Source organism: Verrucomicrobium sp., assembly GCA_028283855.1.
GTDB lineage: Bacteria > Verrucomicrobiota > Verrucomicrobiia > Methylacidiphilales > GAS474 > GAS474.
In genome coordinates, this window is sequence record JAPWJX010000003.1 from 316881 (window position 1) to 332122 (window position 15242).

Annotated in this window: 14 protein-coding genes and 1 other RNA gene; 6 read left to right on the forward strand and 9 right to left on the reverse strand. The window is 70.6% G+C overall.

Going from position 1 to position 15242, the window contains the following annotated elements; translation table 11 throughout:
- Positions 1–20 precede the first annotated feature (20 nt).
- Complete coding sequence (locus PW734_02835; protein MDE1170136.1) at positions 21–854, forward strand: aquaporin family protein; 834 nt, start codon at positions 21–23, stop codon at positions 852–854.
- 51 nt (positions 855–905) lie between these two features.
- Here the strand turns inward: PW734_02835 and PW734_02840 are convergent, their stop codons facing one another.
- The 5 genes from PW734_02840 to PW734_02860 form a co-directional block, all read right to left on the reverse strand.
- On the reverse strand, positions 906–1061 hold the full coding sequence (locus PW734_02840; protein MDE1170137.1) for a hypothetical protein: 156 nt from the start codon (positions 1059–1061) through the stop codon (positions 906–908).
- A gap of 309 nt (positions 1062–1370) precedes the next feature.
- On the reverse strand, positions 1371–1727 hold the full coding sequence (locus PW734_02845; protein ID MDE1170138.1) for a DUF190 domain-containing protein: 357 nt from the start codon (positions 1725–1727) through the stop codon (positions 1371–1373).
- Positions 1728–1736: 9 nt separating this feature from the next.
- A complete protein-coding gene (gene crcB / locus PW734_02850) occupies positions 1737–2129 on the reverse strand; it encodes a fluoride efflux transporter CrcB (protein MDE1170139.1) in 393 nt (130 codons plus the stop codon).
- 156 nt (positions 2130–2285) lie between these two features.
- Positions 2286–3260: a deoxyhypusine synthase family protein gene (locus PW734_02855; GenBank protein ID MDE1170140.1), complete on the reverse strand. Its 975-nt coding sequence runs from the start codon at positions 3258–3260 to the stop codon at positions 2286–2288.
- 217 nt (positions 3261–3477) lie between these two features.
- Positions 3478–5367, reverse strand: coding sequence for an O-antigen ligase family protein (locus PW734_02860; GenBank protein MDE1170141.1), 1890 nt, complete (start codon positions 5365–5367; stop codon positions 3478–3480).
- Positions 5368–5448: 81 nt separating this feature from the next.
- Here PW734_02860 and rnpB point away from each other — a divergent pair.
- Positions 5449–5864, forward strand: an RNA gene (gene rnpB / locus PW734_02865) — RNase P RNA component class A.
- 56 nt (positions 5865–5920) lie between these two features.
- Positions 5921–6703: a hypothetical protein gene (locus PW734_02870; protein MDE1170142.1), complete on the forward strand. Its 783-nt coding sequence runs from the start codon at positions 5921–5923 to the stop codon at positions 6701–6703.
- Here the strand turns inward: PW734_02870 and PW734_02875 are convergent.
- Positions 6700–7380 carry a haloacid dehalogenase-like hydrolase gene (locus PW734_02875; protein MDE1170143.1) on the reverse strand — a complete coding sequence of 227 codons (681 nt, stop codon included), beginning with the start codon at positions 7378–7380 and terminating at the stop codon, positions 6700–6702. The genes PW734_02870 and PW734_02875 overlap by 4 nt on opposite strands.
- Positions 7381–7445: 65 nt before the next feature.
- On the opposite strand from PW734_02875, the gene PW734_02880 reads away from it, so the two are divergent.
- From PW734_02880 to PW734_02890, 3 genes are read left to right on the forward strand one after another with little or no spacing between them, the layout of a single operon-like run.
- A complete protein-coding gene (locus PW734_02880) occupies positions 7446–8552 on the forward strand; it encodes a hypothetical protein (GenBank protein ID MDE1170144.1) in 1107 nt (368 codons plus the stop codon).
- Positions 8553–8561: 9 nt separating this feature from the next.
- Complete coding sequence (locus PW734_02885) at positions 8562–9536, forward strand: biotin--[acetyl-CoA-carboxylase] ligase (GenBank protein MDE1170145.1); 975 nt, start codon at positions 8562–8564, stop codon at positions 9534–9536.
- Positions 9533–12157, forward strand: a complete 2625-nt coding sequence (locus tag PW734_02890) for a tetratricopeptide repeat protein (GenBank protein MDE1170146.1) — start codon at positions 9533–9535, stop codon at positions 12155–12157. Before PW734_02885 ends, PW734_02890 begins: the two co-directional genes overlap by 4 nt.
- Here the strand turns inward: PW734_02890 and PW734_02895 are convergent.
- The 3 genes from PW734_02895 to PW734_02905 are packed head-to-tail and all read right to left on the reverse strand — an operon-like array spanning position 12149 to position 15227.
- Complete coding sequence (locus PW734_02895) at positions 12149–13201, reverse strand: M20/M25/M40 family metallo-hydrolase (protein ID MDE1170147.1); 1053 nt, start codon at positions 13199–13201, stop codon at positions 12149–12151. The genes PW734_02890 and PW734_02895 overlap by 9 nt on opposite strands.
- Positions 13198–14400: an argininosuccinate synthase gene (locus PW734_02900; GenBank protein ID MDE1170148.1), complete on the reverse strand. Its 1203-nt coding sequence runs from the start codon at positions 14398–14400 to the stop codon at positions 13198–13200. The genes PW734_02895 and PW734_02900 overlap by 4 nt, the downstream gene beginning before the upstream one ends.
- Positions 14397–15227 (reverse strand): hypothetical protein, encoded by an 831-nt coding sequence (locus tag PW734_02905; protein MDE1170149.1) that lies wholly within the window; start codon positions 15225–15227, stop codon positions 14397–14399. The genes PW734_02900 and PW734_02905 overlap by 4 nt, the downstream gene beginning before the upstream one ends.
- Positions 15228–15242 lie beyond the last annotated feature (15 nt).

The following is a 15242-nucleotide window of genomic DNA, read 5'->3' on the forward strand; positions in this document are numbered from 1 at the left end:
TCTCTTATCCTTTTATTTCTATGAAATTCACCCCCGGTCAGGAATTCCTTGCAGAGTTATTGGGAACCTTGGTGCTGATTCTTTTCGGCGTCGGTTCCGTTGCCATGGTCGTCCTTTTTGGCAGCAACCCGCCGATTCCCGGCGAGGTCGTCAAAGGCGGCTACACCAACATCGTCCTGGGCTGGGGTCTGGCGGTGACCTTTGGCGTCTACATCGCGGGCACGATCAGCGGCGCCCACCTCAATCCGGCGGTGACCATCGCCATGGCCGCCACCAAGCGGTTCCCGTGGTCGAAGGCCTTCCACTACATTCTGGGCCAATTCATCGGCGCCTTCCTGGCGGCGGGCCTCGTCTTCGCCGTCTACCATGCCAAGTGGCTCCAGGTCGACCCGAGCCTCGACCACACCACCGGCGTTTTCTGCACCTTCCCCGCGGTCCCCGGCTTCTGGCCCGGCTTCTTTGACCAGGTCGTGGGCACCGCCCTGCTGGTCGGCCTGATCCTGGCCGTCGTCGACAAGTGGAACGCCCTCCCCGGCTCCAACATGGCGCCGCTGGTCATCGGCCTGATCGTCGTGGCCATCGGCATCGCCTTCGGCGGCATGCACGGGTACGCGATCAACCCCGCCCGCGACCTGGGGCCCCGCCTCTTCGCCGTGGTGGCCGGCTTCACGAACAACGGCCTGACCGACGGCAGCGGCGTTTGGCTCGTTCCCGTCCTCGGCCCGATCGTCGGCGGCCTCCTGGGCGCCTTTGTCTATGACCTGACCATCGGCTGCGCCCTGGCCAAGGCGAACAAGATCAGCGCCGCCCCCGGGCTGCGCGCCGACGGCGAAGACCCCTCTCACCGGGGCTAATTCCGCCTGACGCTTCCAAAGGCCCCGGGGTAACCCCCCGGGGCCTTTTTTTTAGGCGCGCAAGGTGGCGGTGAGCCTCCGGGGATCGCCGACCAGCGCCAGCGCGGCGAAGATGTCCGGGCAGACGACCTTGGCCGCCGCCAGGCTTTCCGCGGCGGCGCCCTCCCCCTCCACGACGGCGACGCCCAGCGCCGCCCGGCCCAGCATCAGGCGGTCGTTCCGGCCGTTGCCGACGCAGGCGCAGCGCGCCGCGCCGAGGCGGTCGACGTAGGCGGCCTTGGCCTCCGCCTGGGTTGGCGGAGGGCAGGATGTGCAGAAGAACGCCCAAGCCCCGCAGCTGCGCTGCGGCCGTCCCGTGGGTGTCCCCCGTCACCACGTGGATGGTGAAAAGACGGCGGAGGGACTTGAGCCGCCGCCGGACGCCGAAGCGCAGTTTTCCGCCCACGGCCAGGGTGCCGTTGAAATCGAGGACCAGATAATCCAGCCGCAGGGGCCCGAAGCCGGGAATGTCCGCAGTCATGACGTCCGGCCCTCCGCCCCGCCCTTCGGCCGGTAGTGGAGGACGCGGACCTTCTCCAGGGTGAGGAGGCCGCCGTCCATCATCGGCTTGAGGAGAGGCAGGAACGCCTCGATCTTCTCCTCCGCGTCGACAATCTCCACCACCAGCGGGAGGTCCATGGAAAGGCGCAGGATCTTGGCGGTGTGGATGTGGCTGCTGGCGCCGAAGCCCATGGGGCCCCGGAGGATGGTCGCCCCGGCCAGGCCCGCCTCGCGGGCCTTGAGTACGATCGCTTCGTAAAGGGGGGTGTGCTGCCATTTGTCCTCCTCGCCGATGAAGGCGCGGAGGAGGAGGGCGTTTTCGGGGATTTCCATGGGTTCCTTTTATTTGGGGTTAAGGAGGGAGGCGGATACATGGCCCAGCCAGACCGCGGCGAGGCAAAGGACGAGGGAAAGGACGCAGTTCAACCCGGCGTAGAACCACTCGCCGTCCTGGGCCAGGTTCAGCGTCTGCAGGCTGAAGGAGGAGAACGTCGTGTAGCCCCCGCAAATGCCGATCATGAAGAACGTGCGGAAGGCCGGGCTGACCAGGTAGGGGCCGTCGGCGGCGGTGAGCGCCGCGAAGAGGCCGATGACGTACGAGCCCGTGACGTTGATGACGAGCGTCCCCAGCGGGAAGGAGGGCCCGAACCGCTCCGCGACAAAACCGGAAAGCCAAAAGCGGCCAAGGGTCCCCAAGGCCCCTCCCAGCGCGACCCACAGATAATTCAGTGCCATAGCAACTCCTATCGGCGCGCCCCCTTTTTGGGAGGCGCGGCCGGTAGGAGTCATCAGCGCTGAAGCCGGTTCAGGCGGTTTTCCCGTCGGGCGGGAGGGCAGACACCATTGCCTCCCTTACTTTAAGGGCAATCGCCCCCGGAAGCAAGGCGCGCGCTACCAGCCCAGGACGTAGGCGAAGATGAGCGGGGCGACGATGGAGGCGTCCGACTCGACGATGTATTTGGGCGTGTCGATGCCCAGTTTGCCCCAGGTGATCTTCTCGTTCGGCACGGCGCCGGAGTAGGAGCCGTAGCTCGTCGTCGAGTCGCTGATCTGGCAGAAGTAGCCCCAGAGCGGCACGTCGTCCCGCTGCAGGTCCTGGTGGAGCATCGGCACGACGCAGATGGGGAAGTCCCCCGCGATGCCGCCGCCGATCTGGAAAAAGCCGATCGACTGCTGGGCCGCCGTTTTCGCGTACCAATCGGCCAGGAAGGTCATGTATTCGATGCCGCTGCGGACGGTGTGGACGTTCTTCACGTCGCCGGAGATGACGTGGCCGGCGTACATGTTGCCCAGGGTGGAGTCCTCCCAGCCCGGCACGATCATGGGGATGTTCTTTTCCGCCGCGGCCAGGAGCCAGCTGTTCTTGGGGTCGATCTGGTAGTGCTTTTCCAGCGCGCCGGAGCGGAGGATCTTCCAGAAAAACTCGTGCGGGAAGAAGCGCTGGCCCGCCTTGTCCGCGGCCATCCACTCCTCCAGGATCGCGCCCTCGATCCGGCGCATCGCCTCCATCTCCGGGATGCAGGTGTCGGTCACCCGGTTCATATGGCGTTCCAGGAGGGCCTGCTCGTCGGCGGGGGTCAGGTCCCGGTAATTGGGCACCCGCTCGTAATGGTCGTGGGCCACCAGGTTGAAGACGTCCTCCTCCAGGTTGGCCCCGGTGCAGGTGATCGCCCCCACCTTCCCCTGCCGGATCATTTCCGCCAGGGAAAGGCCCAGCTCCGCCGTGCTCATGGCTCCCGCCAGGGTCACCATCATCAGGCCGCCCTGGTCCAGGTGCTTCCGGTAGCCGATCGCGGCGTCCCGCAGGGCGGCGGCGTTGAAATGGCGGTAATGATGGTCGATAAAGGCGGTGATCGGGGCGGACATGAAGCCGGTTTAGGACCAATTACGCCGCTTGCCAATCCTTCGCGCGCGATTAGCGTACGGGCTAATGAAAAACTCCATCCGTCTGCTGTGCCTCGCTGCCACCCTCGTCCTGGGCCTCGGCCTGATCGGCTGCGCTTCTGACAAGTGTTGCCACAAGTCGTCCTCCTCCCTGGGCGACAAGTAAGCGGGAACGCGTTCCCGAAAAGGCGTCGATCCCTCAGGGGGTCGGCGCCTTTTCTTTTTGCTCCAGCCTTTCGATCATCGCCGCGGCCTCCGGCGGCGCGCCGAAAGGGCAGGCCGCCGCGCGGCGGTAAGCCTCGATCGCCTGCCGCGCCATCCCGCGCCGCGCGTAGTAGCGGGCCAGCGCGCCCTGGAAATAGCCGTTGTGCGGCTGGAGCCCCGCGATCCGCGCATAGCAGAGGTAGGCCTCCCCGCTCCGGCCCAGCAGCTCGTACGCCATGCCCAGGCGCAGGTAGAGGCCGTCGTCGAGCGGGTCGGCATCCAGGGCCCGCTGGTACCACTCGATCGCCTCACGGCCCAGCACGTCGCGCTCCGCCGGATCGGCGTGGAGGGAGGCCTCCGCGCGGTAAAAATCGCCCAGGCGCGCGGGGGCCTCGGAAAAGAGCGGGTCGCCCTGGGCCGCCTGCTTGAGCAGCGCCACGGCGGGACGGAAGGGGATCGAGGAGAGCCGCTCCTCCACCTGCTGCCACGGGTAGTAGCCCCGCGCCGTCCGCCACGCCCCGAAAAGAAGCCCGGCGGCCAAGAGGACCGGCACGACGACCGCCGCCGCCGCCATCAGCCGCTTGAGGAAACGGCCCCGCCGCGTCAGGGGCGGCGCGGCGTCCAGCGCCAGGGGGCGGCGGCGCAGCCCCAGCCCGGCCAGGGTAAAGAGCGTCGCGGCACAGGCGGGCAAATGCATGGCGAAGTCGAGGAAGGAATGGACGGCCATCCCCGCCCAGGCGCCCAGGCCCGCGCAGACCAGGACGCGCCGCGTCCACGGCACGCCGCCGGAAGCGCGCCGCCGCGCCAGGCCCACGGTGGCCGTCACGACGAAGCCGAGCCCCAGCGCGAAGCCGGCCGCGCCGTAGTCGCACCAGAGATTGAGGTAATCGTCGTGCGCGTAGGTGGCCAGCGTGTCGTACGTCGCGTCATGGTAGCGCGGGTGGATGTGGACGAAGGTGGCGGGCCCGCTGCCGAACCAGAAATAGTCGCCGATGATCCGCACCGCGTCCGCCGCGATCTGGATGCGGACGTAGTGGCGCGCCCCGTCGTGGTGGAGCTGGTAGTTCACCTCCGCCAGCCGGTCCTGGGCCGCGTGGGAGGCGGTCAGGGCGGCCATGCCGACGGCCAGCGCGGCGGCGAAGAAGCCGATCGGGTAGTAGGCCGGAATGCGCGCGTGGCGCAGGGCGAAGAAGGTGACGGTCAGAAGGACGAAGAGAAGCCCGACCCAGCTTCCCCGGGAAAGGGAAAGCGCGATGCCGGCCATGAAGAGCGTGGCCGCGCCCGCGCAGGCCAGCCGCAGGAGGGGCCGCTCCGGAACGAAAAGGGCCAGGGAAAGGGCGGCCGCCACGGCCATGTAGAGGAACGCGCCGTAATGGTTCGGGCAGCCGAATGTGCCGGTCAGCCGCGGGAAATAGTGGAGGGCGACCGATTCTCCCCACGGCAGGAACCCCGGATGCCAGCGCAGCCAGAAGGAGAAAAGGACGACGCCCAGCGCCGTGGCGACAAGGCCGCCCACCACCCACACCCCGTCGAACGCGCGCAGGATCCGGTAGCGGGCCACCCAGAAAATCGCCGCGTAGGAGGCCACCTGCATCACCTCCAGCCGCGCCAGGTATTCGACGGGCGCGGTGAAATAGCGGGCGATGGCGTAGAGGAGGAAGGCGGCGGCGAATCCGTCGATCCAATCGGGCGGGCGCAGCGGCGCGCGGCGCTCCTTCCACACCACGGGGACCTGAAGGAGGAGCAGGAAAGCCGCCACGACGAAGAAGGGAGCCTGGACCCAGACGCGGGCCCCGCCCATGGCCACGGCGGGCCAGGCGATGAGGAGAAAGAGAAGGAAGGCGTTGACGGCCGAGACGACGCGCGCGAGGAGCCCCCGTTCCATGAGGGGCCGATTATCCCGGGCTCCCCGCCCGGGCGCAAGAGCGGCCTTGCGGGCGACCGCGATCCGGCTACGCTTTGCCCCATGGGCGGTCGCCGCCCGGGCGGCTTGCCGTCCGGGAGGAAAGTCCGAACACCATCAGGCAGCATGCCGCTGGAAGACGGCGGAGCCGCGTCCGCGTAAGCGGCGCGGTATGGAAAGTGTCACAGAAAACGAAACCGCCGGATGCGGGTGACCGCGTCCGGCAAGGGTGAAAAGGCGGGGTAAGAGCCCACCGCCCGGCCGGCGACGGCCGGGGACAGGACAAACCCCATGCGGTGCAAGGCCAAACAGAGGAGATGGGTTGCCTGACCCGGCCCTTCGGAAGAAGGGCCGTCCTCGGGTAAGGCCGCACCACGGCCGCAGGGCCGGGACCATCCCCCGCGAGGGGGAAGGTAGAGTAATGGCGACCCCCGCCGTTGTAAGGCGGCGGGAACAGAATTCGGCTTAGGCCCATAAAACGCCGGGCCGCTCCGGGAAACCGGGACGGCCCGGCTCCAATTTGAGAAAGGAAACGATGAAGAAAAAGGAAGTCGACGCTCTCTTGGAAACGGTGCACCGCCAGGTGGAGGCGGAACGGAACGTCCCGCTGCCGCTGCGGCAGGTGCTGGAGGAAGCCTACGGCCAGGCCGGCGTCCTCCTGGCCAAGGAAAAGGCCCGCTGGCACCGCCACGAGAACGGCGGCGGCTGGGTCCGGGACGACGCCCGCGTCGATGCCGGCGCGTTCCTAGGCCCCCAGTCCGCCGTCCACGGGCCGCGCACCTCCCTGGGCCCGAACACGAAGGTGGAAGGCCGCGCGGTCGTCGGCGCCGGGGTGAGGGCGACGGGCAAGACCCGCATCGACAGCTCCCTGGTCACCGCCGAGGAAACGAAGACGCCCGGCCTGGGCGGCGCCCGGCTCAAGGGGATCGACCTGATCGGCAGCGAGGTGTCCTACGCATTCGTCCAAAACAGCTCCCTCGTCGAAAGCCGCGTCCGCCAGGGGCGGGTGCAAAACAGCACGCTGACCGGCACGCACGCGCACGGCGTGGACGCCCTGAACATCAGCGACTCGTCCGTGACCGGCGCGGAGATCGACAACTCCGTCGTCGCCAACTCCGTGGTGGGGAAGAAGTCCCTCGTCCGCGAGGCGCTCCTGGTCGACACCGACCTGAAGCCGGGCCGCAGCGTCGTCGGCGTGGAAATGGCCAAGGGCCACGTCGAGCGCCCGCAGCTGCCCGACTACGACGCCTACGAGGCGATGGAGCGCAGCGGCGCGGCCAAGCCCCGCCGCAGCCTGCCCCGCCAGCGCGTCCGCTAGACTCTGTCGACCACGGCGAAGAACGCCGCCGGATCGGAGAGGTCATCCAGGACGGCGGTGGCCCCGCAGGCGGCCAGCTCCGCCGCCGGAAAGTGGCCCGTGCCGACGCCGATCGACCGGGCCCCGATCGCCTGCGCGCAGGCCACGTCGTGCGGCGTGTCACCGACGATGAAAACCTCCTCCGGCTTGAAATCCCGGCCGTGCCGGTCCCGCGCCCGGGAAAGGGCGAAGGGGCCCAGCTCGTTCCGCACCGCGCTGTCGTCGGCAAAGGCGCCGAACTCGAAGTAGTGCCACACCTTGTAATGCTCCAGCTTCAGCCGCGCGCCGCGCTGGAGGTTTCCGGTGAGGAGGCCCTGGGCCAGGTCGGACCGGAGGCGGACCGCCTCCAGGATTTCCAGGATGCCCGGGTGGAGCGTGCCGGTCGCGCGGGGCAGCTCGGCGGCCAGGTTTTCCAGATAGCGCTCATGGAGGACGCGGACGCTTTCCTCGCTCCAGGGGACATTGAAATGGGCGTGGAGCTGCCGGGCGATGAAGGTGTCGGTCCGCCCCCGGAAATCGACGACGCCCGGCGGGCTGTCGATGCCGGTGATCTCCTTCCAGGCGCGGTAAAAGGCGCTCTGCCCGGCCCGGCCGGTGTCCAGCAGCGTGCCGTCGATGTCCCAGAGGATCAGCTTCATGGGAAACAAGTAACCCAGAAAAACGGCTTGTACCACCGCAAACGCTTGGCCACCCTCCGCCCAGCGTGAGCAAGCGCATCCTCATCCTCACCGCCAGCTTCGGCGAGGGGCACAACACCGCCGCGCGGAACCTGGAAGCCGCCCTCCGCCTGGAAGGAGCCGCGGAAGTGGAAACCGTCGACCTCTTCCAGGTCTATGGCCGGGTCAACGAATGGTCCCGCCGCGCCTACCTGACGGCGATCAACCGCCTGCCGCTGGCCTGGCAGGGGATCTACTTCCTCTTGGACAAGACGCCGCTCATGGAATGGCACCTTCCCTTCCTGGCCAAGGCCCGCCGGGCCCTGGCGGAAAAGATCGCCGCCTTCCGGCCCGACGCCGTCGTCTCCGTCTACCCCGTCTACGCCTTCCTCCTGCGCGGGCTGCCCGGCGCGTTCCGCCGCGTCACGGTGGTGACCGACTCGATCAGCATCAATTCCCTCTGGTACCGCGTGCCGAGCGATTGGTACCTGGTCCCCAACGAGGAGACCGCCGCCGTCCTGCGGGAGGCGGGCGTTCCGGCGGAAAAGCTCCGCGTCTTCGGCTTCCCGGTGCAGCCCGCCTTCGCCCGTCCGGAGGAAGCCCCGCCCCTGCCCGACCTCTCCGCCGGAGGACGCCCCCGCATCCTCTACGTCATCAATTCCGGCAAGCAAAAGGCCCCTCTCCTCATCGCCCGCCTCCTGGAGCGCGCGGGGTGGGACCTGACCGTCACCGTGGGCCGGGACGAGGCGCTCCACCGGCGGATCTCCGCCCAAGTCGCCGCGGCGGGTGCGGAAGGCCGCGTCCGCGTCCTGGGCTGGACGAAGGAGATGCCCCAGCTTCTCCTCAGCCACCACGTCCTCCTCTCCAAGGCGGGCGGGGCCACCGTCCAGGAGGCGGTCGCCGCCCGCTGCCCGATGATCGTCAACCAGGTCGTCCCCGGCCAGGAGGAGGGCAACTACGAGCTGCTCCGCCGCAACCAGGCCGGAGTCCTGGCCTCCCGGCCCGCCGACATCGCCGCTTGGCTCGACCGGCTCTTCGCCCAGGAGGGGCGGCTCTGGTCCCTCTGGCGGCGGAACATCGCCGCCATCAGCCGCCCCCGCAGCGCCCTGGACAGCGCCCGCTTCATCCTGGAACTGCCGGACCGGGCGGGGTAGAAAGGCGGGGTGCACGCCCCCGCGCTTCCCCCGGACGCCGCCATCCTCCGCGCCCTCTTCGCCGCGCGGGACAGCTACGTCTCCGGCAGCGCGCTGGCCGAGCAGCTCGGCGTCACCCGCGCCGCCGTCTGGAAGCGGATGGAATCGCTCCAGGAAATCGGCTACCCGATCCTCTCCCAGCCCCACTCCGGCTACCGGCTGGACGAGGCCCTGCCCGACATCCTCTGCGCGGACGAGATCATCGCCCGCCTGCCCGCCACCCGCATCCCGTGGCGGCCCGTCGTCTTCGCCGAAACCCAGTCGACCAACGACCTGGCGAACCGCGAGGCCCACATCGGCCACCCGCAAGGCCTCTGCATCGCCGCCGACCGCCAGACCAAGGGACGGGGCCGCCGGGGCCGCTCCTGGCACGCCCGCGCGGGAGACAGCCTGCTGGCCTCCGTCCTCCTGCGGCCCGGCTGGCCGCTGACCCAGGTGGCGCGGCTCACCATCGTCGCCAGCCTGGCCATCGCGGAGGCGGCCGAGTCGCTCGTCCCCGCGCGGATCGACATCAAGTGGCCGAACGACCTCTTCCACGACGGGCGCAAGCTGGGCGGCATCCTCACGGAGATCTCCGCCGACGCGGAGACCATCGGCGCCGCCGTCGTCGGCTTCGGCGTCAACTGCCGCCAGCTCCCTTCCGACTTCCCGGAGGAACTGCGCGCCAAGGCCACCTCCCTGTGCCAGCTCGCGGGCGGCTCCGTCCGCCGCGCCGACCTCCTCCTGGCCATCCTCACCCGGCTCGACGCCTGGATCGCCGCCCCCTTCGAGGAGGCGCGCGAGGCCTGGGCCCGCCGCTGCCTCTCCCTGGGCCGCCTCGTCTCCGTCGAGACCGCCTCCGGCCCGCGCCAGGGCCAGGCCCTGGGCCTCGACGAAAACGGCGCCCTCCTCCTGCGCGGGGAGAACGGCCGCGTGGAGGCGATCACCGCGGGCGACATCGCATGAGGCGGGCGGGCGCGCTCCTGCTCTCCCTGGCCTGCCTGGCCTCCGCCCACGCGGCGCCCCCCTCCCGTTCCGCCAAGGCCGCGCCCGCCGCGGCCCCCTCCCCCTTCGACCTCCATCACGGCGACGATTACCTGCAAAGCGCCGCCCCGACCGCTCCCGATCCGGAGGCCCTGGCCGCGCAGGCGGAAGCCCTGGCCGCCCGCGGCGACGACGCCGGGGCCCGGGAAATCATCGCCCGCTATCTGGCCGCGGCGCCGGACGGCCCCTCCGCCGAGGAGCTGGCATTCTGGCGCGCCTTCTGCGCCTACCGGATGAAGGACCCCAAGGCGGAGGACGAGCTGCGCGCCTTTCTTAAGCTCCATCCGCAGGGCCCGCGCGCCTTCGAGGCCCGCCGCACCCTGGGCCTCCTGGAACGGCGGGAAGGAAAAGCCGCCGAGGCGGCCAAACTCTTCGACCGCCTGGCCGCCGACTCCGCCGACCGGCCCCACCGCGCGGCCGAGGCCCGGCTCCTCGCCTTCCTGGCCCGCGCGGAAGCGGCCGATCCCGTCCTGCGGGCGGAAGCCGCCGCCGCCTTCCCCGCGCTGGCCGCCGACGGCGCGTGCGACCAGCCCGCCGCGCTGGAGATGGGCGCGCTGCGGCTCGGCTCCGGCTTCCTGGACGCCGGGGACGCGGAAAGCGCGCTTTCCCTCCTCCGCTTTCTGCGGCCCCGCGCGGCGCTGGACTCCGCGCAGCAGGAACGCCGGAGCGCGCTGAAGGAGGAATCCCTTTCCCATCCCGAAGAGGCCGCCGAATTGGGCGCGCTCCAGGACGCCCTGGCGAAGGACCTCGCCTCCCTGGACGCCGTGCCCGACTACGACGCCGCCTGGCGGCTGCGCGCCGCCTCCGCCTACGCCCGGACGGGCCGCCAGCGGGAGGCCGCGCTCCTCCTGGCCGACGCGCTGCCGTCCTGGCCCGCCTCCTCCAAGGCCGCCGCAGCGACGCAGCTGGCCGCCGCCTACGCCGCGCTGGAACGCTGGCCGGAAACGCTCCGCGCCGTCGACGCGGCGGGAGAGCCCACGCCCGCCCTGCGCCTCCTCCGCGCCCAGGCGCAACAGAATCTGGGCGAGCCGGCGGCGGCGATCGCCACCCTCCAGGCGCTCCGCGCCGGGCCTCCCTCCCCGGAAAACGAGCGGGCCGGATTCCTCCTGGGCCGCGCGCTGCTCCAAGCCGGACGCCCGGCCGAGGCGGAGGCCGCCTTCGCCGCCCTCCTGCGCGATTATCCAAAGACCTCCTTCCGCGAAGCCGCCGTCTATTGGACCGGCCGCTCCCTTTACGACGAGGGGAAATACAAGGAGGCCCGCGCCGCATGGGAGCAAGGCCGCGCCGCCTTTCCCGCGGGCTCCCTCCGTGCCGAGTGCCTCTATTGGGAAGCCCGCGCGCGGTGCGCGGCAAAGGACTACGCGGGCGCGGCAGAGGCCGTGGAGGCCTTCCGCAAAGAGTTTCCCGACGGCCCGGAAAAGGACGAGGCCGCCGTCCTGCTGGCCGATTGCCGCCTGGCCGTGGGCCGCTACGCGGAAGGGATCGCCCTCCTGGAACAGGCCACGCCCTCCGGCACCTCCCTCTCCGGCTACGCGGCGCTCCGCCTGGGCGCGGCGCGGGAAGCCCTGGGCCGGGAGGCGGACGCGGCGGCGGGCTACGCCGCCTTCCTCAAGGCGGTCCCGGAGAGTCCCTCCGCCCCGGAGCTCTTGGCCCGCGCCGCGCGGATCGACCTCCGCTCCGGGCGGGAAGCCGACGCCCTCTCCCTTCTCCTCGGCGCGGCGGAACAATCCGGCGACGGGCCGAACGCCGACCCTCTTTTTCTCCAGCTCGCCGCGCTAGGCCGGATTCCCGCGCTGCGGCCCGGCCTGGACAAGGCCCTCGACGGCTGGAGCGGGGACGCCGCCCGCCCGTCCCTGGCCGCGCGCGCCTGCTGGACCCAAAGCCGCCTGGCGAACGATCCGAAGCCGGCCCTTCTGCGCGGCGCCGCGCTCGACGCGCCGCACGTCGGCCCGGCCCTCCGCGCCGACTTCGCCGACGCCCTGCGCGAGGCCGGAAGGAAAGAGGAAGCCCGCGCCGCCTACGAGGCGCTCCTGCCCACGGCGCAGGCCGCCCGGGGCCACGCGGGCCTGGGCCTTCTGCGCCTCCCCGCCGACCCGGAAGGGGCCCGGACCGAATTCCAAGCGGCGGCCCAGGGCGCGCCCGACGCCGCGCTGGCCCCGGCCTGGAAAGCCTGGGCGGAGCTGGACGAAAAGGCGGGCCGGGCCGAGGCGGCGCGGAGCGATTGGGAACGGCTGCTGGCCCTCCCCGGACTGCCCGCCGCGACGGCGGTGGCCGCCCTCAACCACCTGGGCGATCTTTATCTAGCCTCCGGCCATCCGGAAAAGGCGATCCCCTGCTACCAGCGCATCTACGTCATGTATGGCCGCTGGCCCGATTACGTGGCCCGCGCCTACTGGGAAAGCGGCCAAGCCTTCGAGAAGCTCGACCGGAAACCGGAGGCGGTGGCCACGTACAAGGAACTCGCCGGCCGGAGCGACCTGGCCTCCTTCACGGAAACCGCCCTGGCCCGGCAGCGGCTCAAGGAGCTGGCGCCTTTAAGCTGAAAAATAGCGGCGCAGGACCGCGCCGTAGGCGGCGACGGCGCGCGCGATCTCGCCCCGCTCGACGAACTCGTCGGCGGCGTGGGAGCGTTCCGAGCGGCCCGGCCCCCAGACGACGGAGGGCGCGGTGGCGAAGGCCATGTCGCACGTTCCGTTGAAGACGGCTTCCGGCGCGCCTTCCGCGCGGATCGCCGCCGGGAGCGGCGCGCCGGGCGGATTGTGCATCGGGCGGCGCCAGTCGGCGGTGATCTCCGCCTCCAGCCCCAGCCGCGCGAACTCGGCGCGGATCCACGCGTTGTCTTTTTGCGGCGTGGTGCGGATGTCGAGCTTGGTCTCGATGAGGGCCGGGATCTGGTTGGCGCTTTCCCCGCCACGGACGACGGTCGGCTCCACCGTCGCGCCGCGCCAGGGGGAATCGTCGGCCAGGTCGAGGGAGCGGAGGGCGGCCAAGTCGGTGGCCAGCTTGTCGAACGCGTTGCGCCCCTCCCACGGGCGGGAGGCGTGGCAGGCGACGCCGCGCGAGCGCAGGACCGCCTGCATCGCCCCGCGCATGGAGGCGGCGACGCCCAGGTCGGTCGGCTCGCCGAAGACCGCCGCGTCGTAGCGGGGCAGCTCCGGCTCCACCTTGCGGAAGCCGCCGCTGCCCGCCTCCTCTTCCGCGGCCAGGCAGACGAGGAGACGTCCGGCGGCGGGCGCGCCGTACTCCCGCGCGGCCAGGATCATGCTGACGACCGAGGCGCCCGCGTCGTTCGCTCCCAGGCCGTAGATCCGCTCTCCCTCCACGGTGGCGGCGTAAGGCGGGCGCGTCCACCCGGCGGCGGGGGAGACGGTGTCGATGTGGCTGCACAGCAGCAGCGCGGGGCCGGGCTGGGGCCCGGACAGATCGACGAGAAGGTTGTGCCCCATCCGGCGGACCTGGCCTGGGAACCACGCCTCCAGCCGGGATTGGAGGAAATCGGCGGCGGGGCCTTCCTCCCCGGAGAGGGAGGGAATGGCGACGAGCCGCTCCAGAAGCGCGGCGGCCTCCAGGGCCGGGGAGGCGCTCATGCGGCGGAGTCGAGGGAGTGGTAGAGCCGCTGCTCGTAGCCATGGAGGAGGGCGCTGCCCGCCGCGTCGGCGCCGGTGTAGGCGGTGGAGGCTTCCCCGTAGGTGCTGCCCCGGATGCCCAGAAGGTCGTAGGGGCTCTGCACGGTGACCGCCTTGATCCGGCCGGGAATGAGGTGGACGCGGCAGGTGCCGGTGACGCGGCGCTGGGTGCTTTCCAGGAAGGCCTTGAGGTCGTCGAGGTAAGGGTCGAAGTTCTTCGCCTCGTGGACGAGCTGGGCGAAGGCCTCCGCGACCGGCTTCTTGCCGGTGATCTGCGCCTGGGTCAGGACGCTCTTTTCCAGCGTGCGGTGGGCCTCGTAAAGGATGTCGGCGGCGGGCGACTCGTAGGCCAGGCGCCCCTTCTTGCCCGGGATCGAGGTGCCGACGTGGTAGTGGCGGCCGATGCCGAAGCGGCTGCCGATCTCCGCCAGGCGGCGGAGGATCGCCACGGGGCCGGTCGTCTTTTCCCCGCCCTCTTCCAGGGAGACGGCCTCCCCCTTTTCGAAGACGAGGGTGAGGGCCGTTTCCCGCGCGGCGGGATCGGGCCGGCTGTACCAGGCGTCGTCCGGCAGGAGGCCGTCGGCGACGAGGGTTTCCTTGCCGCCGATGGAGACGCCCCAAAGGCCGGGGTTGTAGGAGTAGGAGGCGGTCTTTTCCGGCACCTCGAAGCCGTGGCGGCGCAGCGTCTCCGCGGCGACGGGGCGGGTGATGCCGAATTCCCGGATCGGCGCGCGGCAGACGACCTTCCCCTGGCCGATGACCTGCGCGGCGACGTCAAAGCGGTATTGGTCGTTGCCCGCGCCGGTGGAGCCGTGGACGAAGGAGTCGGCCCCCACCTCGGCGCAGGCCTTGAGGGCTTCCCGGGCGATGATCTGGCGCTCCGAGCCGACGCAGAGGGGGTAGCCGTCCCGGCTGACGTTGCCGTAGACCATGTAGCGGAGCACGTCGCGGTAGTAGAGTTCCGCCGCGTCCCGGTAGAGGTGCTGGTCGGCCCCCAACTCCCGGCTGCGGGCGGCGATCTTCTCCGCCTCCTCCGCGCTGAAGCCGCCGGTATTCACCGTGCAGGTCACCACGCGGGTGACGCCGTAGGCTTCGCGGCAGTAGGGGACGAGGAAGGAGGTGTCGAGGCCTCCGGAGAAGGCGATCAGGGCGGTGCTCATGGGATTTCCAGGATGGGGAGTTCGGTCCGTCCCCCGCGCGCGACGGCGAAGGGAGGGAGGATGACGTAGCGCTTTCCGGCGGCGATGCCGTCCTGCATGGCGCGCTTGGCGGCGGCGTCGTCCGCCGCCAGCCAGAAGGAGGGCTCGCGGGCGGGAGGATTTTCCGCCAGGGGCGCGGGGCGCATCCGGTAGACGAAGGCCATTTCCCGGCGGGGGTGGAGCGGCAGGATCGGCTTGGCGATCTCCATTTCCGCACCGAAGCGGCCGTGGATTTTCAGGGCGGGATTGTCGTATTGGGTGATGCCGTAGAACCACTCGAACCGTGCGGCGCGGTAGACTTCCAGGGCCAGGGCCTTCGTGTAGAGGCCCAGGTTGGCGGCGGCCGCGCCGACCTGCCGGGCCAGGCTGAAGAGGGAGAAGCCGACGAGGCTCTTCCCGTCGATCCCCGGCGAGGCGATCTGGCCGGAGATGGGGAGGTAGTCGAGCCGGTCGAGGTCGACGCGCGGATCGGCGCGGTAGGCGGCCAGGAATTCTTCGGGCAATTCCACCCTGGCCTTCATGAAGCCGACGACGGCGGTCTGCATGAGGGCGCAGTCGATCAAGACCCAGTTGGGCATCTTGATGTCGGGGGAGTGGAAGCTGAGCGAGTTGGAGAGGAGGTAGGCCTCGTGGAACGGCTGGTCGGCCTCCTCCTCCAGGAGGAAGACGCGGGCGGGGACGCCGCCGGGCTCCAGCTCCAGGGAGGGAAGCAGGTGGCGGGAGGTGGCGACGTAGGGAAGGAAGCCGGCCTGGCGCAGCGAAGCGAGCCAGGCCGGAGTTTCCTTCATCGCGGACCGCGCAAG